The 26,558-nt window shown below is 33.0% G+C and carries 24 protein-coding genes; 4 read left to right on the top strand and 20 right to left on the bottom strand.

The window, feature by feature from the left end; translation table 11 throughout:
* Positions 1-213 precede the first annotated feature (213 nt).
* The 4 genes from nuoH to ACN1AG_RS01330 form a co-directional block, all read right to left on the bottom strand.
* Entirely contained in the window at positions 214-1,227 is a 1,014-nt protein-coding gene (gene nuoH / locus ACN1AG_RS01345) for an NADH-quinone oxidoreductase subunit NuoH (protein ID WP_417905201.1), read from the bottom strand.
* Positions 1,224-3,284 carry an NADH-quinone oxidoreductase subunit NuoG gene (nuoG, locus tag ACN1AG_RS01340; protein ID WP_417905200.1) on the bottom strand — a complete coding sequence of 687 codons (2,061 nt, stop codon included), beginning with the start codon at positions 3,282-3,284 and terminating at the stop codon, positions 1,224-1,226. The genes nuoH and nuoG overlap by 4 nt, the downstream gene beginning before the upstream one ends.
* Before the next feature lie 176 nt (positions 3,285-3,460).
* A complete protein-coding gene (locus ACN1AG_RS01335) occupies positions 3,461-3,856 on the bottom strand; it encodes a TrbC/VirB2 family protein (RefSeq protein WP_417905199.1) in 396 nt (131 codons plus the stop codon).
* Positions 3,857-4,128: 272 nt separating this feature from the next.
* Positions 4,129-4,482 (bottom strand): TrbC/VirB2 family protein, encoded by a 354-nt coding sequence (locus ACN1AG_RS01330; RefSeq protein WP_417905198.1) that lies wholly within the window; start codon positions 4,480-4,482, stop codon positions 4,129-4,131.
* Positions 4,483-4,695: 213 nt separating this feature from the next.
* On the opposite strand from ACN1AG_RS01330, the gene ACN1AG_RS01325 reads away from it, so the two are divergent.
* Entirely contained in the window at positions 4,696-5,586 is an 891-nt protein-coding gene (locus tag ACN1AG_RS01325) for an IS982 family transposase (RefSeq protein WP_367363772.1), read from the top strand.
* Between the two features lie 312 nt (positions 5,587-5,898).
* On the opposite strand, the gene ACN1AG_RS01320 is transcribed toward ACN1AG_RS01325, so the two are convergent.
* The 13 genes from ACN1AG_RS01320 to ACN1AG_RS01260 form a co-directional block, all read right to left on the bottom strand.
* The gene (locus ACN1AG_RS01320; RefSeq protein ID WP_417905197.1) at positions 5,899-7,224 is read right to left on the bottom strand and encodes an MFS transporter; all 1,326 of its coding nucleotides are present in this window, start codon (positions 7,222-7,224) and stop codon (positions 5,899-5,901) included.
* A 284-nt stretch (positions 7,225-7,508) separates the two neighbouring features.
* On the bottom strand, positions 7,509-8,003 hold the full coding sequence (locus ACN1AG_RS01315; protein ID WP_417905196.1) for an ATP F0F1 synthase subunit B: 495 nt from the start codon (positions 8,001-8,003) through the stop codon (positions 7,509-7,511).
* Positions 8,003-8,482, bottom strand: a complete 480-nt coding sequence (locus ACN1AG_RS01310; protein ID WP_417905195.1) for an ATP F0F1 synthase subunit B' — start codon at positions 8,480-8,482, stop codon at positions 8,003-8,005. The genes ACN1AG_RS01315 and ACN1AG_RS01310 overlap by 1 nt, the downstream gene beginning before the upstream one ends.
* A gap of 6 nt (positions 8,483-8,488) precedes the next feature.
* A complete protein-coding gene (locus ACN1AG_RS01305; protein ID WP_341748043.1) occupies positions 8,489-8,713 on the bottom strand; it encodes a F0F1 ATP synthase subunit C in 225 nt (74 codons plus the stop codon).
* A 176-nt stretch (positions 8,714-8,889) separates the two neighbouring features.
* Entirely contained in the window at positions 8,890-9,618 is a 729-nt protein-coding gene (locus tag ACN1AG_RS01300; protein ID WP_341754091.1) for a F0F1 ATP synthase subunit A, read from the bottom strand.
* Positions 9,618-9,887: an AtpZ/AtpI family protein gene (locus ACN1AG_RS01295; protein ID WP_417905194.1), complete on the bottom strand. Its 270-nt coding sequence runs from the start codon at positions 9,885-9,887 to the stop codon at positions 9,618-9,620. Before ACN1AG_RS01295 ends, ACN1AG_RS01300 begins: the two co-directional genes overlap by 1 nt.
* A gap of 121 nt (positions 9,888-10,008) precedes the next feature.
* Positions 10,009-11,205: a radical SAM family heme chaperone HemW gene (gene hemW / locus ACN1AG_RS01290; protein ID WP_417905193.1), complete on the bottom strand. Its 1,197-nt coding sequence runs from the start codon at positions 11,203-11,205 to the stop codon at positions 10,009-10,011.
* A gap of 45 nt (positions 11,206-11,250) precedes the next feature.
* On the bottom strand, positions 11,251-11,592 hold the full coding sequence (locus ACN1AG_RS01285) for a nucleotidyltransferase family protein (protein WP_417905192.1): 342 nt from the start codon (positions 11,590-11,592) through the stop codon (positions 11,251-11,253).
* The gene (locus ACN1AG_RS01280; RefSeq protein ID WP_417905191.1) at positions 11,558-12,043 is read right to left on the bottom strand and encodes a nucleotidyltransferase substrate binding protein; all 486 of its coding nucleotides are present in this window, start codon (positions 12,041-12,043) and stop codon (positions 11,558-11,560) included. Before ACN1AG_RS01280 ends, ACN1AG_RS01285 begins: the two co-directional genes overlap by 35 nt.
* A 167-nt stretch (positions 12,044-12,210) precedes the next feature.
* Positions 12,211-13,455 (bottom strand): 5-aminolevulinate synthase, encoded by a 1,245-nt coding sequence (gene hemA, locus ACN1AG_RS01275; protein WP_417905190.1) that lies wholly within the window; start codon positions 13,453-13,455, stop codon positions 12,211-12,213.
* Between the two features lie 43 nt (positions 13,456-13,498).
* Positions 13,499-15,526 carry a DNA mismatch repair endonuclease MutL gene (mutL, locus tag ACN1AG_RS01270; protein ID WP_417905189.1) on the bottom strand — a complete coding sequence of 676 codons (2,028 nt, stop codon included), beginning with the start codon at positions 15,524-15,526 and terminating at the stop codon, positions 13,499-13,501.
* The gene (locus ACN1AG_RS01265; RefSeq protein ID WP_341753834.1) at positions 15,501-15,674 is read right to left on the bottom strand and encodes a zinc-finger domain-containing protein; all 174 of its coding nucleotides are present in this window, start codon (positions 15,672-15,674) and stop codon (positions 15,501-15,503) included. The genes mutL and ACN1AG_RS01265 overlap by 26 nt, the downstream gene beginning before the upstream one ends.
* A gap of 92 nt (positions 15,675-15,766) precedes the next feature.
* Positions 15,767-16,438, bottom strand: coding sequence for a phosphatase PAP2 family protein (locus tag ACN1AG_RS01260; RefSeq protein ID WP_417905188.1), 672 nt, complete (start codon positions 16,436-16,438; stop codon positions 15,767-15,769).
* Between the two features lie 31 nt (positions 16,439-16,469).
* Here ACN1AG_RS01260 and ACN1AG_RS01255 point away from each other — a divergent pair, with 31 nt between their 5' ends.
* Genes ACN1AG_RS01255 through ACN1AG_RS01245 form a run of 3 tightly spaced genes read left to right on the top strand, consistent with a single transcriptional unit; the run spans position 16,470 to position 18,641 of the window.
* On the top strand, positions 16,470-17,216 hold the full coding sequence (locus tag ACN1AG_RS01255; protein WP_417905187.1) for an MBL fold metallo-hydrolase: 747 nt from the start codon (positions 16,470-16,472) through the stop codon (positions 17,214-17,216).
* 1 nt (position 17,217) lies between these two features.
* Positions 17,218-17,940: an amino acid ABC transporter ATP-binding protein gene (locus ACN1AG_RS01250; RefSeq protein ID WP_417905186.1), complete on the top strand. Its 723-nt coding sequence runs from the start codon at positions 17,218-17,220 to the stop codon at positions 17,938-17,940.
* Positions 17,937-18,641 carry a TIGR02281 family clan AA aspartic protease gene (locus ACN1AG_RS01245; RefSeq protein WP_417905185.1) on the top strand — a complete coding sequence of 235 codons (705 nt, stop codon included), beginning with the start codon at positions 17,937-17,939 and terminating at the stop codon, positions 18,639-18,641. Before ACN1AG_RS01250 ends, ACN1AG_RS01245 begins: the two co-directional genes overlap by 4 nt.
* A gap of 675 nt (positions 18,642-19,316) precedes the next feature.
* Here the strand turns inward: ACN1AG_RS01245 and ACN1AG_RS01240 are convergent.
* The 3 genes from ACN1AG_RS01240 to ACN1AG_RS01230 form a co-directional block, all read right to left on the bottom strand.
* The gene (locus ACN1AG_RS01240; protein WP_417905184.1) at positions 19,317-20,120 is read right to left on the bottom strand and encodes a DsbA family protein; all 804 of its coding nucleotides are present in this window, start codon (positions 20,118-20,120) and stop codon (positions 19,317-19,319) included.
* A gap of 227 nt (positions 20,121-20,347) precedes the next feature.
* Positions 20,348-24,100 carry an acyl-[ACP]--phospholipid O-acyltransferase gene (locus ACN1AG_RS01235; protein WP_417905183.1) on the bottom strand — a complete coding sequence of 1,251 codons (3,753 nt, stop codon included), beginning with the start codon at positions 24,098-24,100 and terminating at the stop codon, positions 20,348-20,350.
* A gap of 82 nt (positions 24,101-24,182) precedes the next feature.
* Positions 24,183-26,468, bottom strand: a complete 2,286-nt coding sequence (locus ACN1AG_RS01230; RefSeq protein ID WP_417905182.1) for an N-6 DNA methylase — start codon at positions 26,466-26,468, stop codon at positions 24,183-24,185.
* Positions 26,469-26,558 lie beyond the last annotated feature (90 nt).

The raw sequence follows: 26,558 nt of genomic DNA, 5'->3' as shown, positions 1-26,558 counted from the left end.
ATTTTAGACCCCTGCCTACGCAGGGGTGACACCGTAGTGTTTATGTTCTCCTTGCGTAAGGTTTATGTCATTCCTGCGTAGGCAGGAATCTAGAAAAATGACCAAGATAGGTTGTTAAGTTATTTTAGACCGCTACCTTCGCAGGGGTAACATCCGAAGGTGTAGGGAAGATATCGGGATTAAACCGATGTTTTATATCGAACTCAGGTTAAATTAGGGTAAATTACCGGTGAACATCAGAACGCTTGATACTAACACCACCCAAAACAAAGTAAAAGGTAAAAATACTTTCCAACCTAAACGCATTAATTGGTCATAACGATATCTAGGTAATGTTGCTCTTATCCATAAAAAACAAAATAATAAAAACCCGGTTTTTAGTATAAACCACATAAAACCTGGCACAAAATTTAAGACTTTAATGCCAAAAGGTGGCAAATAGCCACCTAAGAAAAATGTGGTGGTCATACCGCTAGCTAAAATCATATTAGCATACTCACCAAGAAAAAATAATGCAAATCCCATAGAAGAATATTCAACATTATAACCAGCAACTAGCTCAGACTCAGCTTCTGATAAATCAAAAGGCAATCTGTTCGTTTCTACAAGTACTGATATGAAGAATATTACAGCCATAGGTAACAACATCAAATCAACCCACCAAGGAAATAATCTTTGTTTTTCTATGATTTCTGAAAGATTAAGAGTACCCGTTGTTAAAAGTACAGTAACAATCACCAACCCTATAGATACTTCGTATGAAATCATCTGAGCTGACGAGCGAACAGCCCCAAGGAAAGCATATTTCGAATTACTTGCCCAGCCCGCTATGATTATACCATAAACAGCTAACGATGAGATTGCCATAATATACAAAACACCAACATTTATGTCGGCTAGTACAAGTTTCTTATCAAAAGGTATTACCGCCCAACCAATTAAACTAAGTATAAGGGTAATCATAGGTGCTAGGGTGAATAATATTTTATCAGCTTGGTTTGGTATAATTGTTTCTTTAAATAATAGTTTTACTGCATCGGCAATTGGTTGCAATAACCCAAAAGGTCCTACTACATTTGGACCTTTTCGGAGTTGCATTAGCCCTATTACTCTTCGCTCAGCATAGGTAAGGTAAGCTACGCACAGCAAAAGAGGAATAGTGATAGATAAAGTTTTCAAAGCCACAATAATTAATGGCAATAGATATTGTTGAAAGAACGATATCATGCAACTTTGTCCCTTTCTTGCTTTGACTCCACACATTTTGCCATAGTAACAGATGCTCTACTAATCGAGTCTGTCATATAGTAATTTATAGGTTTAGTCACTATATCAGATTTAAGTAAATTATCGAGGGAGGTAAATTTTATAAAATCACAGCTCATTATCTCAGAAATATTGGCAAATACTGGGAATTCTGCAGCCAACCTATTTCTTATTTCATCTAAATTATTCATGCCAAGATTTAGCCCTAAACTATTAGCTAGATTCTTTATAATAACCCAATCTTCTTTTGCTTGTCCTACTGGATGAGTTGCGGCTTTACCATATTGAGGCCTTCCTTCAAAATTTACGTAAGTGGCATCTTTTTCTGTATAGCTACTAGCAGGAAAGATTACATCTGCTACATTTGCTCCATTATCACCGTGATGTCCTTGATATACTACAAAAGATGATTTTATTTTGTTCATATCAATTTCATCACTGCCTAGTAAATATACAAACTTAATCTCACCCCTTTCTGCCTTTTGTAAAATTTCAGAAACTCCATTACCGCCGTTTTTAGGACTAAAGCCTATGTCTAAACTACCGACCATTGACGCATGATTATGCAGTATATTAAAACCATTCCAATCATCTCTAACTATCTTATATTTATCAACCATTTGGTGAATGAGTGCCAAAATAGCATAACCATCATCCCGAGAATATACACCATCACCAATAATTATAACTGGATTTTTTGCATGTTCTAATTCCTTAGCAAACTGATGTTCCTCTGATATTATTGCCTTAATTATGTCAGGGCTAGCCCCTAATTCATTTATATAATAAGTTTGGTTAGTAATATTGCCAATACGAGCTACTTTTAGCTTTCCCTCTCTTTGCAATATGCCAATACGAGCATTCAGGACAGGAGCTACTTGTCTGATATTTGTACCAATTAACAAAGCTAGATCAGCTTCTTTAAGTCTAGAAATTGTTGTGTTAAATAGATAGTTCCCCCTACTAGATTGGTCTATTTTATAATTAAACTGGTTGCTGTCAAAATTGTTACATCCAAGTTTCTGTAATAATGTTTTCAATAAAAACATTGATTCGGTGCATGCTAGCGTTCCAGCTATTGCTGCAATCTGATCACCGGCTTGATCACTAGCAAGAGACTCTAATTTTTGTGCTACTAATTCAATAGCATCATTCCAAGAGGCTTCGACTAATTTACCGTTTTTCCTGATATATGGAGAATCTAACCTTTGATATTTCAAACCATCATAAGCAAATCTTGCTTTATCTGATATCCATTCTTCGTTGATATCGTCATTAACCCTTGGTAATATCCTCATTACTTCAGATCCCCTACTATCAACCCTTATATTACAACCTTGTGCATCCAATACATCTATTGACTCAGTCTTTGTTAGTTCCCAACTACGAGCTTTAAAAGAATAAGGCTTGGAATTTAATGCTCCGACTGGGCAAATATCTATAATATTGCCTGATAATTCCGATTCAAGACTACGCTCAAGATACGAGGTTACCTCCATATGCTCCCCCCTGTAAAGAGTTCCTATTTCCTCAACCCCAGCAATATCAGTGGCAAACCTTATACATCTAGTACATTGTATGCATCTAGTCATATGGGTCTTAATCAAAGGTCCCATATATTTATCTTTGACCGTTCTTTTATTCTCTGAAAATCTAGAACTTGCTTTACCATATTTAAAGGCTTGATCCTGTAAATCACACTCACCTCCTTGATCACAAATAGGACAATCTAGGGGGTGATTAATCAATAGAAATTCCATCACTCCTTCACGAGCCTTTTTAACACCTATGGTATTAGTGTGGATAACCATACCTGAGGAGACAGGCATAGCACAAGAAGCAATGGGTTTGGGAGATTTTTCCATTTCCACCAAGCACATACGGCAGTTACCGGCAATCTTCAAACGTTCATGAAAACAAAAATGTGGGATTTCTATACCAAGCTTGCTGCAGGCACGAAATACGGTCGTGCCTTCCTCTACTTCGACTTCAGTACCATCTATAGTAAGTTTTATCATTATATATTGTAGTTTTATATTACGTCGAAATTATACCACATTATATATTACTCACTAATCTAAATTTTCCAATTTTGCAAAATTAACTAACAAAAAGAAAGCAGAGATCTGTATATCATAACTTTTTAGGCTATTTTTTAGATCTCCGCTACTAAAGATAAAACTAAGAGATGACTTCAAGTTCCTGTACATGCTACACTAGCAGCAGCTTTATCAGCTGCTACTATGTTTATAATGTCGGGAGCCTTAAACAATATTATAACACCAGTCACAGTAACCAATGCAATTTCCCATTTTAATTGTCCTCTAAGAGTTTGAATCCCTAGAACAACTATACCAATAATGGCTATACCACGAGCCGTATTACCACGAAATATTTTGATCATATTGCACAACACATTACCTACTGGATCACCAGTAGCATCAGCAGTACCAGTAGCACCAACAGCAGCTTTTTTAGCAGCAAAAGCATCCGGTGCTGCCATAATTAGAGCAATGCTACAAAGGATAAACAGCAAACGCCACACAAAATCATTATCAAACTGTTCAGAATAGGATCTACAAATATTCATATTTTACCTCGTTAACGAATTGTTTTAGATATGTGGATGATTCTATACTGTACATTTTTACAGTTCAAGGATTAATATAGGGTGATCGTAATCTAATGAGATAATTGCTGGAAAAGAAAGGTTTACGTGGTGTTTTAGTCACAATTTTTGCAAGTCTAGTTAATAGTTCCAATGCCTGCCTCTCCTTTTATGTCACCCCTGCGTAGGCAGGGGTCTAAAAATGTTTTGGCTATTTTTTAGATCTCCGCACTAAGATGAAACTAAGAGACGACTTAAGTTCCTTTACATGCTTCAGTATCAGCAGCAGCAGCACCACCTACCAGGGTTATAATGTCGGGAGCCTTAAACAATATTATAACACCAGTCACAGTAACCAATGCAATTTCCCATTTTAATTGTCCTCTAAGAGTTTGAATCCCTAGAACAACTACACCAATAATGGCTATACCACGAGCCGTATTACCACGAAATGTTTTGATCATATTACACAATACACTACCTACTGGATCACCACTAGCAAAAGCATCCGATGCTGTAGTAATTAGAGCAATGCTACAAAGGATAAACAGTAAACGCCACACAAAACCACTATCAAACTGTTCAGAATAGGATCTACAAATATTCATATTTTACCTCGTTAACGAATTGTTTTAGACATGTGGATGATTCTATACTGTACATTTTTACAGTTCAAGGATTAAATATAGGGTGATCGTAATCTAATTAGATAATACGTCAGTTCGGGATAAGATATAGATGAAATAGTAATAGATAAAAGGATTGTCAAAAAGGAGTGCCTGCAGTATTTATATTTTTAAACAAAAAAACAAACTACAGGCATGAAAAAAGATATCACAGAATTATATAGTTTTATAGATGATTTTTGTAAAATTTATTTGGAGTATGAACAGAGAAAGTTATTACCATCAAATAAGCAGAGAAATCGCTGTTGTAGCATGAGTTTAAGTGAAATGTTAACAATAATAATTATGTTTCATACATCCTATGCTAAGAATTTTAAATTTTTCTATAAAAGTTATATAGAGTGCATGCATAAGGATGATTTCCCTAAAGCCTTGAGTTATAATAGATTTGTTGAATTAATGGCACGATTATTCATACCGCTAAATATGTTGATTCATTTGTTGTTTGGTGAAGAAACAGGTATTTATTTTATTGACTCTACAACGATTAAAGCTTGTCACAATAAAAGGCGTTATAGCAATAAAGTTTTTAAAGGATTAGCCAAACATAGTAAATCCTCTATGGGGTATTTTTATGGTTTTAAATTACATGTAATAATCAATAATAAAGGGGAGTTTATGGCATTAAAAGTGACCAAAGGCAATGTAGATGATAGGGTTCCAGTACCGGAGTTAACAAAAAGATTAACTGGAATTATAGCAGCTGATAAAGGTTATATTAAGCAAAATTTGTTCTTAAATTTATATGAAAGAGGCTTAAAAATGATTCATGGAATTAAGAAGAATATGGAAAATAAATTAATGGATTTGAAAGAAAAAATCTTACTTCGAAAGCGTAACTTAATTGAAACAGTTTTTGATTATCTAAAAAATAAAATGAACCTTGAACATACTAGACATAGATCACCAATAAATGCCTTTGTCCATATATTATCTACTCTTGTTGCTTATTCATTAAAGAAAAATAAACCTTCAACAAAATTTGATTTTAATCTACATGTTCTCAATATCCTTATCCCGAATTGACGTATAATTGCTGGAAAAGAAAGGTTTAAGTGGTGTTTTAGTCACAATTTTTGCAAGTCTAGTTAATAGCCCCGATGCCATCCCTGCACCTTCGGATGTCACCTCTGCGAAGGTAGCGGGGTCTAAAAAAATCTAACAAACCCTCTCGGTCTATTTTTTTAGATTCCGCTACCTGTGCAGGAATGACATAAACCCTCTACGATGTCACCCCTGCGAAGGCAGGTATCTAGGATTCCCGCCTTCGCGGGAATGACATGTAAGACATTGGTTTAACAACCCCGATGTCACCCCTAATGGCGGACTGAGCTTACACTATGTAGTTCTCTTTTGTGGGTAACTTCCAGAGTCTTTTGCTAACTTCTTAAAATGTAATAACCCGTAGGTAAAAGCTATAATTGTAGGAATCATAATAATCAATATCCCCCAATTGCCAAAATAGTCAATAATATAAACGAAACCAAAAGAACTAATAACGTACATCAAAGCACGAGATACAGAACATATCATGCTAACATAGGTAAAACGTTTAAATACAGGAAAGCTTTTATAAAAAATGGGACCAGCAGAGACAAGACAGTACTTAAATAAAATAATGACTGTCTGAATGAGAAATAACTCAAACGGAAAATGAAGATTGTCCAGCCAATATGGACAAAATAAAATAAAAATAGAATATATAATAAGTATAATTTTCGCGGTTAATAATGGATATACTCTGTAATTTACATAAGATAATATTAATATAATTAAGAATTTTAATATACAGACAATAAAATTATGATGAATAACCTCAGCTGATGTGTAACCAAAATCGGTCTTGAGAATAGCACCACAATGCATAAAGAGAAAATAAAAACATACTGGTGTAGAACACTCTAATAAAAGGAAAGCTATTACTGTTTTTTTATTAATTTTTTCATTAACGACTGGGTCATTATGCAATTCTTTTATATCAATATTAGCTTTCTCATATTTCCTTTTTAGTCTCAGTTTTGCATTAGCAAATTCAGGTGTTTCCCGCAATGTTGTTCTAGCAGTAGAACCAATCAATGCTACTACTGTACCTATCCAAAATGCTAGACGCCAGTTAAAACCATAGGAAGTAACAAGTGAGGCAATTCCTAAAGCACCTATACTTCCTAAGGAAGCAAACAGCGCTATCAATGTCACACTTACATATTGGATTGGTGGGTTAATCGTTTCGGTTAAATACAGTCCTGCCCCTACTGACTCTCCCATAGAAGTCATGCCTTGAACAACACGGCAAATTGTTATTATCCAAGTAGCAGCTATCCCTATTTGAGCATAGGTAGGGAGATTAGCCATGACAAAACATGATGCAGCCATCATAAAAGTTGTAATTATAACAGTAGATTTACGTCCTATATTATCGCCCAACCAACCAAATATTAAGGCACCAACAGGTCGAAAAACAAAGGTAGTACAGAAGGCAAAAGACATCATTAAAGAGGTGGAGAGAGAATCAGTAGGTTCAAAAAATAACTCATTAAGAAACACCACCATATGAATATATAACATCAAGTCAAAATATTCTAAAAATGTACCAATTGAAAGCAATCCAACTGCTTCTTTCTGTTCTCTAGTTAGGCTTCTTTGTTCCTGCGGATACTTTATCATTTTTTCCTCCACTTAATATTAAAATGAGCTTGTATATTCTGCTACTTTTAAAGAATTGGAGTCTACTTAACCTCAGTTTGATGTAATAAATTAATAGTAGGCTCAAGTAATCATCGCCATTAGGGGTGATATCACCGCCATTATGTCATCCCAGCGAAAGCTGGGATCTAAAACTATATAACATACCTATCTATGCTATTTTTTAGACCCCTGCTTTCGCAGGGGTGACATGCAGGGACACCCTAGACTATTAAACTGATGTCTTACATCGAATTGAGGTACAGTTATTGTATAAATTTTTCAGATGCTGGATTTCTCATGAGTCTCTTAGCTATCTCACTATCTGATATGGAATCGTTTTTTGTAGATTGCATATATATAGCTACTAATTCTAGCATTTTATCGCAAAACTCAGATTGTAGCATTTGAGAAGCTTCTAGCTTTTGCCTATTCATTAAATCTATAGTCTCAAGTTTTTTGCTTTCTAGAAACTTATCAAATTCTTCGTTTTGCTGCTTAATTATATTATTGGCAGTTTCTTTGCCATCTTTGATCATTTTTTCTCTTAAAACTTCAATTTGTTGTATTTGGATTGCAGCATCTTCAAATAACAACGTCATATCTTCGTTAAGCTTTTGGGCTTCTAAGACTTGGTCTTTGATAGCCATAATTTTGTCATCTAACGATTTTAAAATTATATTTTTTATCGGTCTATAGACCAAATACACAAAAATTAGGAAACAGATGGCTAGCCAAAATTTTTCGTCAAATAATTGCATTATTTTATCTTTTTGTAAGATTCTTTTAGTAATTCTAAATCAACTTCTTGATTAGTAATTTTTTGAATTAATAATTTTGCTAAATTGATGCATGAATCATTTTCATCAATCCAAAATAATTTATTAGTTTTTTCTATATCATGATGATTATTGGCAATTTGTGCTTTCAACTCATTATGGAGTTGCATTTTTTTTGATAGAAGAGATGTTTCCATTGCATCCCTAGCTTCTTTTTTAATATTTTCCACTATATTTGATATTTCTGCTAGCGTACTTGCATATTGCTTGTGCAAGCTATCAGCTTTTTCCCCAAGACTTTCTGCACTAGCAATATTGGTATCTATATAAGCTTGCCTATTCTCAAGAATTTTTTCAGTTAGCGGTGCAATGAACTTATGAACTAGAAGGTATAAGATACTAAAAACAACTACCAACCAAAAGATTTGCGAACAATAAAAGGTAACATCAAATTGAGGCATAGTTACTTAAGAAAATATCAACAAAATTGCAATTACGAACGAGAATAAGCCCATAGCTTCCGTAAGTCCAGCTCCAATGAATGCCATTCTTTGTAATTGATCAGTAGCTGAAGGGTTACGGGCAATTGAAGACAGCAATGCACTGAATATACTACCTACACCAATGGCAGCACCTGACATACCAATAGCCATTAATCCTACACCAATAAATTTTAGAGACGTTCCGTCCATATTTAAACTCCTAAATATAAAAAATTCTAGGTTCTTGCGTGTGGCTTCATTTTTATTTTATTAGTAGATTTATAGGCATTTTTGTTCGGAGAACCGCAGCGGACCATGATGTACGTGAGGATTCGAGAACAAAAATAACGATCTATAAGACCATAAAAATGAAGCCTTCGCAAAACCTAATGTGAATTTACAGCATCATTCAAGTATACACAAGAAAGAATTGTAAATATATAAGCTTGAAGTATTGCTATAAAAATTTCAAATCCAATAAGGATCACAATTAGTGGAATTGGCAAAAATTTAAAGAAAATCATTAATGAAACTATAAATCCTGCCATCACCTTTAGTAATATATGTCCTGCCACCATATTAGCAGCTAACCTTAAAGATAAACTTATAGGTCTTGCTAGATAGGCAAATAATTCTATCAAAATCATAAGCGGAGCTAACCAAGATGGCGTACCTTTAGGCAAAAATATTGATAAAAAATGTATACCGTGATTAATAAAACCAATAATTGTAACCATAAAAAATATCATAATTGCTAAGGCAAATGTTACTATAATATGGCTAGTAACAGTGAATCCGTAAGGAAGCATGCCAAGCAAGTTACATAACAAAATAAACATAAACAAAGTGAAAATGAATGGTATAAACTTACGCCCCTTTTCTCCAACATTTTGATTGAGCATCACTGTAATTATATCATAAATTATTTCAGCACTAAGCTGTAATCTAGATGGTATAATTTTTTTGCCTTTTAAGGCTAAATAAAAATAGGAGAGGCCTACAACTCCAGCAAGTAACATAAACAAACTAGAGTTAGTAAAACTAATATCGAAACCAAATAAATTAATTTCTACTAGTTTCTTTATTGCAAATTGATCTAAGGGACTATGGGACATTATTTCTTATTTAGTTTTTGCCAAATTATTTTAAAACCTGCAAGCATACCTATCAACAAAAATATTATAATACAAAATGGTTTAGAATTAAACAATTTATCTAATGTAAAACCAACAAAAAACCCTAGCATCACACTAGAAAACAAATCTAACGCTATAGCCAGTGCATCAATTTCTTTTTTTGGATTAAGTTTAGGGTGAAAATGATTATTTGTTTTAAGTTTCTTAATCCTTTTTTGTATCTTATCTAACTCTTTTTGTTCCAACATATACATTAATATAAAGAAGTCTATTTAAACCTCAATTTCGGATTAATTTCATTAATCCAAAATTGGAATGAGAATGCATTTTTCTGATATTCTAGCCAGTTTTGGATTAAAATTTTTAATTTTAATCCAAAACTGAGGTTTTAAATAACCTTGGCACTATATAGCTATGTAACATTAGACCTTTGTTTGTAAGATTAATATGACCTTTATCACCTAATCCCTCATCCCACCTAAGTACACCTAGCTCTTTATAGTATGTTGCCTTTTCCATATCTAAAATCTCAAATAATTGTTTACCAGTTCTTTTCTGTATACTATCAATAGTTATACCCTTTTCAAGACGTAGTCCCATCATCAACATTTCTTCAATTATTTCTTGCATAGAAAGTTTATTAATCTGCTGAATACCACATCCTAAACTATCAACAGCTTGTAACCATTTTTCTGGTTTATGCCACATCATGATACTATAGAGATTAGATGTAAAATTACTATCACACATGTTAACCCTGCTGTGGCTACCTGGACCTATACCTAAATAATTGTCATATTGCCAATATGTCAAGTTATGCTTACATTCATGACCTAATATAGCATAATTTGATATTTCATATCTAAGATATCCTTGGGAGTTTAAATACCAGTTAGTCCACTCATAATGGTCAGCTGCTTGATCTGAGTTTGGTATAGTTAGATTTCCCTCGTTAAACAATTTATAAAATAACGTACCCTTTTCGATGACCAATTGATATAGTGAGATATGACCTGAGGCAAGTTGCATGGCATTGGTAAGTTCATCTTGCCAACTTTCTAGAGTTTGGTTACTTCTTGCATAAATTAGGTCAAAAGATATTCTAGGGAAAAGATGGCGAGCTGTTTCAACAGCTTTGATTGCTTGCCCTACATCATGTTGTCGTCCTAAACTCTTTAAGTCATCTTCCACTAGAGACTGGACGCCAATTGACACACGGTTTATTCCAGCTGATCTAAAGTCCCTAAATTTTTCAGTCTCAAATGAAGTGGGATTTGCTTCTAAAGTAATTTCTGTCTGCTCATCTATTATTGCTAAATTTGCTATTTTTTTAATTATTCCTTCAACAACAAATGGCTTCATTAAAGATGGAGTTCCACCTCCAAAGAAAATAGATTTTATATATTTATGACCTATAGTATCCTTGAAATGATCAAGCTCTAATTCATAACATTTCAACCATGTATCATGATCTACTTTATTTACAACATGAGAATTAAAGTCACAATACGGACATTTTGACAAACAAAACGGCCAGTGTATATATATCGATAAAGGATTTTTCATGTTTATGCTTAGTTTAACATTACTTTAGCATATCTGTTACTATCACTAAAGCAACTTCTCTTCAAATTGGTCATGCGTAAACAACAGTAGCATGTTAGCATCGATATGTTCTTTGAGAGGTGGATAGGTGATCAGATCATAAGATTGTACATCTACTTTAACCGGTAAGTTACTGTCATTAAGTAAAGTAAATATACGATCGAGGGTTTTTTCATCAAGCGAACCATAAATAACTATATCAATATCAGAATTAGGACGATAAGAACCAGTAGCACGCGAACCAAACAAACCAACACTCTCGATTTGTTTTGAGAAGGGCAACAAAATATTACGCAGTATGTTTAACTGTTCCTTACTTAATCCATGATGAGATATATTTACTTTCATCTACCATCTCTTCTTCTGTAAATTTCAGCATCACCAAATACATCTTAAAATACATGATCTCCAATTCAGGATAATAATCCTTTTCAATATTTATAATAATCTGTTCAAACTGTTTGAAATCGTAGGTATGTGACATCTTATTACGAGAATCTAAAGCATTCATCCATACTTCACCATTCTTAATCAAATTAGCGGCAATAGCTGCCTTAAGTACGGTAGCTGGGGTAATGGTTGATAGTATCACCCCCTTATATTCTAGGTAGTCTTTAAGTACGTTCCATGTCAATTCCCACGTATATTCAAAACGCTGTACTACTCCTTCCATCTCTAACTGACTTATCTTGCGTTCTCGCATTATGTACATCGCCTCGCGTAGCAAAGCAAAAGCACGTTTAAAATTATCAAAACGATATAGCCAGCGAGGAGTCTTTATATTAGTAAATGTGGTCATGTTAGTTCATTTCTTAATAATTTTCATTATATATTATTTTCTTTAGAAATCGATCGAAGAAAATGTATAAATATTAATTTAACAATCAGATGCAGGGTCGTCTCAAATCTGATTGTTTCTATAATTTCGCGTAATGCACATCTAGCTGATTTTGGAGTAATATTATACTACGCTGCAGGGTGTAAAGGTAATTTTATTATAGAGTAAGAATTGATTGATGGTGATATATCGAGGGTACTAAAAATTTCAACAAGGGCTGTGGTGAGGTCATGAATCATTTGGTCGGTATGGTTAGGTGTTGGGATGATTCTTAAACGTTCTGTGCCACGTGGTACTGTTGGGAAGTTAATATGCTGAACATAAATATTATATTTGTCCAACAACATTTCAGAGGCTTGTTTGGCTTTAATTGGATCACCAATAATTATTGGTATAATATGACTATCATTTTTTAAATAATTTACTTTAGCTTTATCAAAAGATTCTTTTACCTTGGCTATTACCTTTTGGTAAGTTTCCCTCTCTATATTAGAATTTTTTAAATGACGAATACTGGCAGTTGCTGCTGAAGCAATAATTGGGGGCAGAGAGGTGGTGAATATAAAACCTGGTGCAGTAAGCCTTATAGAATCGATAATTTGACGATTGGCTGCAACATAACCACCAATAGTGCCGTAAGCCTTACCGAGCGTTCCTTGGATCATATCAATTTTATCAGCACAACCTTGAAGATCGGCAACGCCAGCACCATGCTTGCCGTACAGACCAACTGTATGTACTTCATCAATAAAGGTTAAAGCATTATATTTTTTAGCTAAATTCACTATTTTTTCTATTGGTGAAAATAATCCGTCCATAGAATAAGCTGATTCAAAAACAATAATCTTCGGTCTATTAATATCTACCTTTTTGAGTAATTCTTCAAGATGGCAAGTATCAATGTGCTGATAAATATGTTTTTCAGCTTTTGAATTACAGATACCGGAAATAATAGAAGCGTGATTTAACTCATCTGAGAAAAAAACTATATTAGGCATTATTTTTGCCAGTGTTGCAAGGCTAGTATCATTGGCAACATAACCGGAAGTGAACACTAGAGCTAATTCTTTATTATGTAGGATTGCTAGTTCCTTCTCTAATTCTATTATGCTGCTATTATTACCACCTATATTTCTTGTACCACCAGAACCAATTCCATATTTGGATGTAGCATCTAACGCAGCTTTGGTAACATTTGGATGCTTACTCATACCAAGATAATCATTAATACACCACATTACAATATTTTTATCATAATACCAAGCAGATGGAAAGTTATTTGCCTGTCTTTGAACAGGCACAAATTCACGATATCTTCCTTCTTGTTTAATTCTAGTTATATGGTGATCGAATATATTATGATAGTTAGACATTACATTATTTTTTTATACAGTTTAAAACCTACCTAACCTCAGGTTACCTACGTCCAAATAATCGCTCAATATCTTTGAGTTTGAGTTCGATGTAAGTTGGTCTACCATGATTACACTGACCAGAAAATGGGGTTTTTTCCATTTGTCTTAATAATTCATTCATTTCTTCAGAAGATAATTTACGACCTGCTCTGATAGCATAATGACATGCATAGGTTTCTGTAACATATTCGATCAATTGAATCAAGGAAATATTTTCACCAAGATCAGATAAATTATCTGCCAAGTCTTGGGTAAGTTGGTTTATATCGGTATTTCCAAGTAAGCTTGGAGTCTCTGATACAATGATGGATCGCTCGCCAAATTTCTCTAGGCTTAAACCTAATTTAGAAAGATCCTCCTTTTTATTATACAATAAATCAGCTCTTTTGACATCCGGTAATTCTACTATCTCAGGCATGAGTAATCGTTGCTTAATTAATCCATTGTTACTTATCATTTGCTTAATTTTCTCGTATCCCAAACGCTCATGTGCTGCATGTTGATCTACGATAATAATACTATCTGCTGTTTGTGATATTATATAAGTGCCGTGCAGTTGGGCTCTCGCTGCTCCGAGTGCAACATTAGGCTTTTGGCATAACTCTACTTCTGCTGGTAATTTAGGCAATGGTGCTAGACTTGAATCCGTAACGGAATTTGCTGTATTGTTTGAAGGGCGAGGTTTCAATCCTCCTACGAATTCCCTAGTAGAAGCGAATTCTGCAAGAGGTTTATTATTATAATCTAGGTCTAGGATATCATCCTCTAGCACTTCTACTTTAGCATGTGGGTCTGTCTTTATTAATTGTTGCTGAACATTAGAACTATCATTGTGCCTAGGAATGGTTAAATTTTGAGCCTTATAAGTACTGATATTATCAGATATACTCAAACCATTTGGATATACTTTGTTAGAAGAAGAGGTAGGGTTCTTTTGGAATGCCTTATTTGTTTTAACAAAGTTATTAGCAGTAGTAGTATTGCGAAAAAGACCTAAGGCAGTTGTGGCAATATTCGTTGACACCATGTGACTTCTAGTGGCAAGGGCATCTTTGATAGAGCTTATCAGTAATCCCCGTATGGTACCAGGATCATGAAACCTTACTTCTGTTTTGGCAGGATGCACATTAACGTCAACCATGTGGGGATCTATCTGTAGAAACAAAACTGAAACTGGATGTCTATCCCGAGCTAAATAATCCTGATAGGCTAGTCTTAGAGCGATTTGTAGTAATTTATCCTTAACGGCTCTATTATTAACAAATAAAAACTGATCCTCAGCAGAAGCTCTATTAAAGGTAGGAAGGCTGGTAAAGCCATATACTGATATTTCCGGTCTTTGTAGATTAATATGGACAGAATTTTCAATAAAATCATAACCCAATATATCAATTATTCTTTGCTTTAAAAGATCATCAAAATTTCCATCTTGGCCTTTTACTTTTATGATGTTTTTGCCATCATGAGATAAATTAATGCTGATTTTAGGATGAGCTAATGCAATTTTCTTGATTACATCAACCGAAGCTGCCAATTCAGTTTTATCAGATCTTAAGAACTTTAGTCTTGCAGGGGTAGCAAAGAATAAATCACGTATTTCAATCTTAGTACCCTCGTTATGAATGGTAGGTTTAATCTCTTTATTATGTCCACCGCTAGATTGTATATGATAAGCCCTATCAGCCCCACGTGCCTTTGAAGTAATCAACATCTTACTTACAGAACTTATTGAAGGTAATGCCTCTCCGCGAAAGCCAAAAGTGTGAATATTTTGTAAATCTGACTCATCAAGTTTGGAAGTAGTATGACGTTCTACGGCAATTTTTAGATCTTCCTCAGACATGCCTATTCCGTCATCAGAAATAATAATAAGATTTTTCCCTGCCTGCTCAAGCATGATATCTATCTTAGTGCTAGCTGCATCAATAGCATTCTCAACTAGTTCTTTTACCACCGAAGCTGGTCGTTCAATTACTTCTCCAGCAGCGATGCGGTTTATAGTACTATCTGATAGGAGTTTTATCTTCATTACTTACTAACACAAATGTTTTACTACAATAAGGACACACAATAGATCCTTTAGTTGAATCAATCTCCAAATAAACTCTTGGATGATCAAACGGTGGTTCTTTGCCAAAACATGATACGGATGTAGAGATAGTCTCAATAATTTCCATATTTTGCATAAATTTGAAAGCTATATAAGAGTTTTTTTAGTATCTTACTACTATAAAACATAAGTGAAATTTATTCAAAATAAAAATTACTATTAGTGGTCTAGAAAATAATGATATAATAGAGAAAGAATCCTTTCACCAAACCATTTTATTAAATTGTTGGTAAAAATTTTAAAAATCATTTTACTAACCACTATAATCATTATGGTGATAAGGAAACTATAAAGAATATCAGCTGGGTAATGCATAGCAAGAGTAATACGTGAGACGGCCACTAATAAAACAATCACAAAAGCTATAATTTTTTGCCCCATTGTTATATATGGCCAAATACAGTAAGATACCATTAATGCTAATCCGGAGTGACTGCTTGGAAAGCTGGATAAACATCTTTCAAGTTCAACATTAGCAATTGTTACAAAACTATTAAGAGGTAATGAGCAAAATGGTCTAGCTATATTAACTGAAAACTTAAATAGAGCATAAGTACAACCGAATGTAGCATAAATTATACCAATCATTACCATTTTATTATATATAGACCAAAATTTGATCTGACGCTGATTAAAATCTTGAATCTTTTTTAACTGGATATAGAAATATCCACAATATATAAAATAAACGATAGCAAAGTTGGTAATATTAAAACAATAAGAGATAATTTGTAGAATATAAGCTATTATGCTAAAATGGTTAGTAATTCTATTGATCCACAAGAATATTTCTTGATTAAGGCCATGGAAATTATATAAAAGTTCAAACATTTTCAATTTCAATTTTGTTTGGTTTAAGTATATGCTACAAATAACAGTGCTAGGATGTGGCTCATCACTTGGTATGCCGATAATTAATTGTGATTGCAATATATGCACTTCTACTTCAAGTTACAATAAAAGAACTAGATCATCAATATACATCGATGATGGCAATAGTCAAATTCTTGTTGATTTTGGTTTTGACATCAAGAATCAATTAATGCGAGAAAAGATTAAAAAATTGGACGGTGCTATATTAACCCATTATCATGCAGATCATGTTAACGGTATTGATGATTTACGTGTATTTCCATTTTTCCAAAAAACACCACTAGAAATTTTTTCTGACAGTAGCACAGCATTGAAAACTGAGAATCGTCACCAACATTTATTTGCTCCGGACAAACTGATTGCAAGACCGGTAGATTTTTTTGCAAAATTTAAAATTAGTACCATAGATGTACAATTCTTCAGACAACATCATGGTCCTATAGATAGTTTAGGTATTAGAATGGGTGATTTTGTATATTCTAGTGATGTGCTAGCTTTTCCGGCAGAATCTAAACCATTCTTGAAAAATATCAATGTTTGGATATTAGACTGTATGGCGTATGAATCTAATGATTGCCATGCAGGATTAGATAAAATTTTACAGTGGAACGATGAATATAAACCTCAACAAATATTATTAACGAATATGAATCATTTTATTGATTACCATGAGATATCAAAAATATTGCCAAGTAATATAAAACCTCTATATGATGGTTACAAATTTATAGTTTAGCATGATAATACTCGATAAGGTTTCAAGAAACTATGGCAAAACCTATGCTGTTAAAGATATTAGTCTTGAGTTCAAGAAAAAAGAAACTATAGCGATTATAGGATCTTCTGGTAGTGGTAAATCCACTTTATTGCGAATTATCAATGCTTTAGAAGTTCCTACTAGTGGGCATGTGTTAATCGATGACAAAAAATTGACGCAAAAAAATAAAAGGAAGCTTTGTCTTAAAATTGGCATGGTTTTTCAAGCTTTTAATCTTTTCCCGCACTTAAATGTCCAAGATAATTTAATATATGCTCCTGTTAATATTTTAGGAATGAAGCAAGTGGCTGCCATTGCTAAGGCAGAGAAATTATTAGAACAATTTGGTTTAAAACAAAGAATTACCGCCTTTCCTGTCAATTTATCTGGGGGACAAAAACAAAGAGTGGCGATTTGCCGAGCCTTGATGATGGATCCAGAAATAATGTTATTTGACGAGCCTACTTCAGCTTTAGATCCTGAAAATATTAAAGATATTATTGAAATTATATCTTTATTTAAAAGTCAAATGACCATGATTGTAGTTACTCATCATATTAAATTTGCCAAAGCCATAGCCGATAGGATAATTTTTATGGATCACGGACAAGTTTTAGCTGATCAGCCGGCAGTAGAATTTTTTGAAAAACCTAAATCTCATAGAGCAAGATTATTTTTAGAGAATATAGGTGATTTAATGTGAGTAAAAAAAGTCTTGTAAAGTTAATTATTATTCTCTGTATTAGTACTATCATTACCTTCTTTGTACATAAACTGATAGAGGCACAACTTCTTGGTTTCTCTTGGGACAACCAGAAAAGTATAACTTGTTTTATAATGATTTTGGTAATTATCAGTATAGTTTATAATTCCTTTAGTCAACAAGGTATAAAGATACTCTCTATTCAATTATTAACTTGGGGCGGAATCTTCTTAATTATAATTACTGGTTATGCTTTCAAGTTTGAATTAAATTACGCCGCTCAAAGAGTCATATCCGTACTAATACCATCATATAATTGGGTCAATAAACAAGGGGAATTAGTAATTAGTCGTAGTAGCGATGGGCATTTCTACGTTAATGCCGTGGTAAATGGAATAAGAATTAAATTTATGATTGATACCGGAGCAAGTGATGTTGCTCTTACTATTAGTGATGCTAAAATGCTAGGATTTGACTTATCAAAACTAAATTACACTAGAACTTACTCTACAGCTAATGGTACGAGTAGGGCTGCTCCCGTGAGATTAAATAGTGTCGAGATTGGTAGAGGAGCTTTTTTTAGAAATGTTGAAGCTCACATAGGTACTGGCGGTCTTGACGTATCGTTACTCGGCATGTCGTTATTAGAGCGTTTTAAAGGTTTTAGAATAGACCGAGATATGTTGATTTTGAGTTATTAGGTGTATCCTCTTCTAGGAAACAATTAGCTAACATATTGATTTTCAAGCATTTTTTACTTTTTTGTTTCTTCCATTATGAACTTGATCGCAGAGCATATCAAGTGTGGAGTTCCTAACAAACTGCTTCTAATAGTTTGTTTATGTTTTTACATAATACGCGAATTCGGGATAAGAATTTGTCAATTCTTATCCCAAATTCGGTGAAATTATAGAAACAATCAGATTTGAGACGGCTCTGCATCTGATTGTTAAATTAACCTCAGTTCTATGTAAGAATAATTATTATTCTCTGCACGCTCGATGTCATCCCTGCGAAGGCAGGGATCTAAAAATGTTTAAGCACTTAATCCTTGCTACTTCTTTAGACCCCTGCCTACGCAGGGGTGACATCACCCACAATGAGATGATACTGGGTCTAGTATTAACTTGTTACATCGAATTCAGGTTAAATTAATATTTTGTTAAAAACATGATTTTAATTTTTTAAAATCATGTTTTTAGCTTTAGAAAGGTTTAAAATGCATTCGCAAAACCGCTTTAAGAATGCATAGCATTTTATTTGGTGATACTTTGAAGAATTGTGTTGTCGACATCGTTTTTGGTCTTGTAAGTACCATTACTTACGTTGGCATTTAAGCAAAGTTCCCATGTACCGTAGCTTGGATGACACCGAAACTACTTATTTTGACTTCGTATATTAGCAACTATCGTCTGTAATTGGTCTAGATCTACCATTCCTGCTATTAATTTACCATTAATAATATAAGCAGGTACTCCCTGTATTTTTAAACCCTTTGCTAACTTAACATTTTTATCGATGAGATTTTTTATTTCATCTTTATTAATTTCTTCCGCAATTACTTCAGGATTTAGATCATTTACTAGTAACAATTTTTCTACAGATTCTTTGGTAATAGATTTTAAGACCATTAAACCATCATGAATATCTTGAAACTTATTTGGAGTGGTTTTATAAACAGCTAAAGCAATAGTTGCAGCATAATTAGATGTATCACCAAGAATCGGGAATGGTTTTAAAACGACTTTAACCCCCGTATCTAATTTGATTAACTGGTTAATAAAGTTATGACCTTTTTTACAATAACTACAATTATAATCATAAAAAGCAGCGATGACTACATCTCCATTCGGGTTACCAAGTACAGGAGATGTAAGAGAATCCTCTATTTCAGATTTATTATCTTTTATATATTCGCTAGTTTTTATTTCCATTTCTTGCATTTTACGTTGCTGAAGACCTTCTATTGCCTGAATGATTATTTCAGGATTATTTAACAAATATTCTTTTATAATTTTCTCGGTTTTTTCCACTTCTTCTTTTCTGTCTAACACTTGCTGATCAAGAGTGTTAATCGAAACCGTAGTAGAAGCACTAGGAGTCTTCATAGTTTTATAAGCAAATAATGCTAGAAGAACAACAACAATAATCAATAATACTTTACCAACAACATTATGCATAATATTTTTCTATTAAATAGATTTAGGTTTTAAAAAAAGGTTTATACTCAAAATAGTAAATCAACAATTACTTTGCCTATAGCTAAACCCATTAACGCGAATTCGGGATAAGAATTTGTCAATTCTTATCCCGAATTGGGGTAAAAAGTACCCAAAAATGGATTGCTTCGTCGGCTTACACTTCCTCGCAATGATGCCTTGGGCTTTTAAACTGCTATGCTCTTACCTCATTCCAGCATTCTAGTTACTTTTCTATAATTTTCAAGCATTTTAGTTATTTGCCGATAATTTACTTTACCTATTGGTAGAATCGGTATTTCTTTAACAGGGATAATAACTGGTATATTCTTTTGGTTTGAGTCTATTGAATTTTTATGCATTATTTCTATGAATTTTTCACTATTTATGGTCTGACTTGTGGTAAAGAGAAAAATCTGTCTGTCTTTATTATCATCATCAGGGCAAATGGCAACATGCTTACTATCAACATCGATCATATTAGCTAAATCCTCTATTAATATCAGCGAAATTACTTCTTCTATTGTAACAAATTGCTGAATACGGCCTAATAAGGTAAGATATCCGCCTTCATCAATTTTTACGATATCTCCAGTATCATACCATCCCAAACCCAATTCTTCTGATGATGTAGGGTGGATAACTCCGGGATTATTAGAGTGCATATAGCCAAGCATAATATTTGGTCCTTTGATGAATAGTTGTCCTACCCCCTCTATTCCAATAGACCTATCGCATAATTCTACTTCTGTTGGTATACTCTTCTGCTTTGAAGAATTGGCTTTTGCAAATACTTGCGGGGAATTCGCGTACGAACAACGGTTTACTACGCCTAGTCCGCTCACCCCTTGTTTGTTGCCCCCATTCTTCAAATCATTTGAGTATAATTTATTTGTGCTACTGGTATTCTGCTCCTCACATACATTTGAGTACGTTGCGGGTCGAAGTTCTGTGGCTTCTTTAAATCCCTCAGCAGAAGCAAATTCTGCAAGAGGTCTATTGTGAATTGGTCTAATATAATATTCTATTTTAGGCATCAAACGTCCTACACTCCCAGCACGATAATGCATTGGGGTATTACAAGATATTATTGGAGATGTTTCTGACGTACCATATCCTTCAAAAATTCTTATACCAAACTTATCAAGCCATAAGTCCCTTGTTTCTTTTCTCAGTTTCTCACTACTGGTAAATACGTATCTTATAGAATAAAAATCGTAAGGATGAGCATAGACAGCATAACCATGCAAGAATATATCCGTACCAAACATAATTGTCGCTCCGATATCGTATATTACCTCAGGAATACTCCTATAATGCAGAGAAGACGGGTAAAGAAACACTGGTATAGCATTGAGTGTCATCATTATTGTTCCAGATAAACCAAAACAGTGAAAAAGCGGTAAAGCCATAAAGGCAAAATCATCAGGACTAAAATGTACCTTAGCTAGAAGTTGGCATCTATTAGCCTGCAAGTTCCTATGTGATAATACTACAGCTTTAGCCGTTGCTGAAATACCCGAAGTAAATACTACAACTGACGGATCATTATCATCATAACTGCTACATATATTGTTGTAATAACTTTGTGGGAAGAAGCTGGCAATAATAGCCTTAATTTTTAAGTATAAACCAATTCTTTGTGTTAAATCTTCAAGGTAAATAATTTTTATATTGACTGCTAAGATTTTTGCCACCACTTCCTGTAATCCAGCTTTTTCGACAAACTGTTTTGAAGTATATACTATTTTAACTGACGTTGTTTTACATGAAGCCACTATATTGCTAACCTCACTCATATAGTCAATCATAACTGGTCGACGGCAGCAGGCTTGCATAGCATAAAAAGTAACAATAGTTTCAACCATATTAGGTAGCATAAGACCTACATAGTCAGCTACTTCCGTATCCTGTTTTATTAAATTTGCTAAAGTAAAAGATCCCAATATTAATTGGCGATAGGTAATAGATTTATCATCAATATCTTGTATTATTTTTTTGTTAAAACCGTAAGCTTTTGCTGTCTCAATTAGAGACTGAAATATAGTATTATGATAATCAGAACTTTCAAACATCATATCAGCCATGATATCATAAAGAGCCTGACCTATATATTTACGCTTTTCCCTGTTATCTATATTCGGCTTAGAAGGAAATTTTACTGGTGGTAGAATAGTGATAGTAATCTTAGGAAATATCCGTGTTTTTAGTATGTTTTTAAGTTTGGAAAAATGAGTAAATTGTGTACCATCTATTCTTACAGGTAGAATTGTCGCATCAGATTTCTCAGCAATCATGCCAGGTCCTTCATATATCTTCATTAAAGAACCAGTAATACTTATTCTTCCTTCGGGAAATATAGCAATTTTTTTATCTTTTTGTACCTCTCTAATCAAAGTTTTTATAGCCATTGCATTAGTAGGATCAACCGACAGCGTTTTTGCCATTTTTAGAAATGGTCTTACCCACAATGCTTTAGCTATAGTTGTATTAATGGCAAAAGTCATTTCTTCAGGTAGATAGGTTGCAAGTAAGGCAGGATCAATATATGAAATATGATTAGCTATAATTACTGATCTTTTGCCGGCTTTATAAAAATTTTCAATGCCTTTAACTTCCACTCTATACATGCAATCAAAAATAAATTTCAAAATACTTCGGATAACAGCAAAAGGTACTATTTTTACTTCAGGAATTAATTGATAAATATAATAAGCTACTACTATGTTAAGTAGGCTAATAAATAATATAACAAATGGTATCGAATATCCCCAATGGAATAGCAATGAAAGTATTGCAGTAGACACAGCCATAAATATAGCATTAATAAAATTATTTACAGCAATTATTCTACTACGATGAGCTGAAGAGCTAAAATATTGTAATGACGCAAAAAGTGGAACAATATATAGACCTCCTATAGCAGCTATAAAAAATAAATCTATAATAATCCGCCAATTATGCCTTTTAGATAAAAAGACAAATATACTCTTTAACTGTTCCGGTTCATAATGAATTGCACTAATTCGACTGGCAAAAAACAGATCAATGCCAAATATACTTATGCCAATTGCCGAGACAAAAACATATTTTGTGGTAATTTCATTTTCAAAAATCTTACTACACCAAAAAGAACCAATGCCTACTCCAACTGAAAATGTTGCAAGGAACAAATTAGCGACATTTTCATCTGCTCCAAAAGTATCTTTAGCAAGAGATGGGATTTGGGCAAGTATTGCTGCACTGATAAACCAAAACCAAGATATACCAAGAATCGCTAAATATATTTGTTTTTTAGCTTTAGCATATTTAATCATTTCTATGCTTTCACGAAATAAGTTTAAATTTATTTTAATTTTAGAGTTAGAATTATTTGATTTTGGCAGAAAATAACTAGAAACAACGCCAACTATAGCAATAATTATCAAACTAATAGTTATTAGATTACCGCTTATAGTGTAGTACCCTCCAATAATAGTTCCAATTAAAATAGAGATAAATGTTCCTGCCTCAACAAATCCATTAGCTCCCAATAACTCATTTTGGTATAAATGATCCGGCAGAACACTATATTTTATTGGTCCAAAAAATGTTGAATGTATACCCATAAAAAATATAGATAAAAAAAGTATAACTAAACCATTGTAAAAAAATCCATAAGTAGCAAAAAGCACTATAGCTAGTTCAAATAATTTAATGATTTTAACTAAAGTTGATCGCTCATATCTATCAGCCACCTGTCCTGCAATACTTGCAAATATTACAAAAGGTAATACAAAAATAGTATTAGCAGCTAGCACAAGCAATTGGGTTAAATCCATCAGTTGGCTAGATAGTTTATAGGTAATTAATATAATTAGAGCATTTTTTAGTATATTATCATTCAGACAACCACAAAATTGTACTATGAAGATAGGCAAAAAACGCGTATCTCGAAATAAATATAACCGATTTGATTGCATGTTTTCTCCAAAGACATATTTTAGTTGCGGTATAGTATGTAATTTGTTACTTTATGTCAAATAATCTGAAATTATATTTAATTCATAAATGAGGTAAAATTTTATGTATAGATTCTTTAAGATTATTTTTAATTTTCTGAAATTCTTCCGTGATATTATTTAGTTTACTTATTTTTTCTAAAAATTCTTTCATTTCATTTTTTTTAAGTAATGGTATGTGTATATTACAAAGTTGTTCATAAGTTAAGTTTGCTCTAACAGCTCCATACTTTGTATCGTATTTGCCAATAATGGCTAAATAATATTTTGACTTTAAAATATGTAATAAATATTCGGATGGTAGAGTATCTTGGAATTTTTTTAAAACTCTAAAGACGATATAAATACCACTTACATAACCACCACTTAAATCCTTAAAGACTAAACCTAAAGAACCAACATTAATCCTATGCGGATTATATACCAAATCTCCAGCTTGAACCTGCTTGTATTTTTGGTTTATGTCCTCACCTTTTAAAATTTCATTGTCAAAAACACCAATACTATTACTTACACCTAAAATTCTAAAATCTGTAATTGGTTGTAAAGACGGCTCTGTTTTTTCTGTTATCTCCTCAATATAATTACCAAGTTTTATAATATCGCCTTTTAAATTAGCAAAAATATCAAAATAATCATAAATCCATAAACTATAAGCATTCTTGGTGACTTCAGTTGATGCTATTATAGCAGACTCAATTTCCAAAACAGTCTTTTTATTATTGAAGGCATCAAGTGCAGCTGGCAAATCATTGTCCTTAATTGGCTTCTTTCTTGAACCAAGTTCATGACCAACCGCATTAACTGCAAAAAAGAACGTGTTTGATATCTTTCTGTTTTTCTCGAAATACACAATGCTTGTTTTTGTTGGTGTGTAAGGTTCAAAAAGCTTTCTTGGCAATGAAACAATAGAAACATTTGATGAGTTATTAAAAATATACTCTCTTACCTTTCCAACATCGCCCCCCTCTGAAAGAAAATTTTCTTTTACAAGTAAACAACCTCTACCACCTAGTTTTAAAGCTTCAAAGCAATGCAAAGCACAAATAGCGTCACCATTATTTGATTGAATGGGATATAAATACCCAAACCTTGTTTGTTGCGAATATGGTGGATTTGTAATTACAATATCATATTTTTGATTTACATAATCAGAAATGGTGTCTTGTTTTTTGATATTACTATGTCCGTCTCCGAACAAAATCATATTCATTTTTGCAATTCTTGCATTTACAGTAATCTCAGAACCGTAAATTGTTTTTTTTCTTAGAATATTTTGCATCTCATCGTTAAACGAAGTTCTGATTTTTAAATATCTAAACGCTTCAATTAAAAACCCTCCTGTACCACAAAAAGGGTCATAAATGGTTTCACCAATTTTAGGATTAACCATACTTATCATTGTTCTTACAATGTTTCTAGGTGTAAAATATTCGCCTAAATCTTTAATTTTGATGCCTTGGTAAGCATTTTTTAAAAAATACTCAAAAGCATCACCATTCACATCACTATCTGAAGCTGTAAGGTTAAGTTTTGAAAGCTCACAAATAATTTCTTCAAAAATATCAGGTGAACTAATAGGGAATGCTTCGTTAAAAATATCGCCATATTTCTCGTTAATCTTAATCCAAACAACATCTTTTACATATTGATACAATTCTTTTCCTTTTCTCTTAGTAAATGAACTCCATCTAAGATACTCATCTAATGTATTCTCTTCACTTCCACACATCTTTAGAACAGAAATTTCATCAAGAATTTTTAAAAACAAAATATCAGAAAATGCCCCAAATCTATCAAGACCAGCTTGTAATCCATCCTCTCTTAGTAAATTAGCTGCACTTTTAAATACTTTAATAAGTTCATCTCTTGAATGCTGAATAAAATTTACCGCAGATAGTATTTCAGAGCCCTCATTAACAAATCTGAGTGCCGTATGGTGATTTATAAATTGCCTTACATCTTCCCCGTCAATTTTAAGATTACGTCCATTATACAAATATTGTGTTTCAATATAACTTCCATTATAAGCAAATATAAGAGGTGTATTTAGTGGTTTAGCATACAAATTCAATGCTTGGTTCATTGCTAATTGTATACTTTCATTCGGTTTTTTTGCCTCAATTATTATTATTGGTTCATTACTTCCTTCCTTGTATAGTACAAAGTCAGGTATTTTACCGTTAAGTAATTCTTTTTGCTTTGTAAGTTTCACTCTTTGCTGAAAGACGTTACATTTTGGGTCTTTTTCATCGACAATCCAACCAAGATTATCAAGTTGGACTAAGATATCATGCATTACAGATGCTTCTAATCTTTTAGTATACATATAGAATATTCCAATTTTACAAAACAGCTTGTTTTACCAACAAATTAAACATATCGTAATTATCTCTGTTAACCTGAATTCGATATAACA

It is taken from the genome of Candidatus Tisiphia endosymbiont of Micropterix aruncella (assembly GCF_965178575.1).
In the GTDB taxonomy this organism is placed as follows: Bacteria; Pseudomonadota; Alphaproteobacteria; order Rickettsiales; family Rickettsiaceae; genus Tisiphia.
Note: the sequence above shows the minus strand (reverse complement) of the source record. Positions and strands in the feature narration are given on the sequence as shown.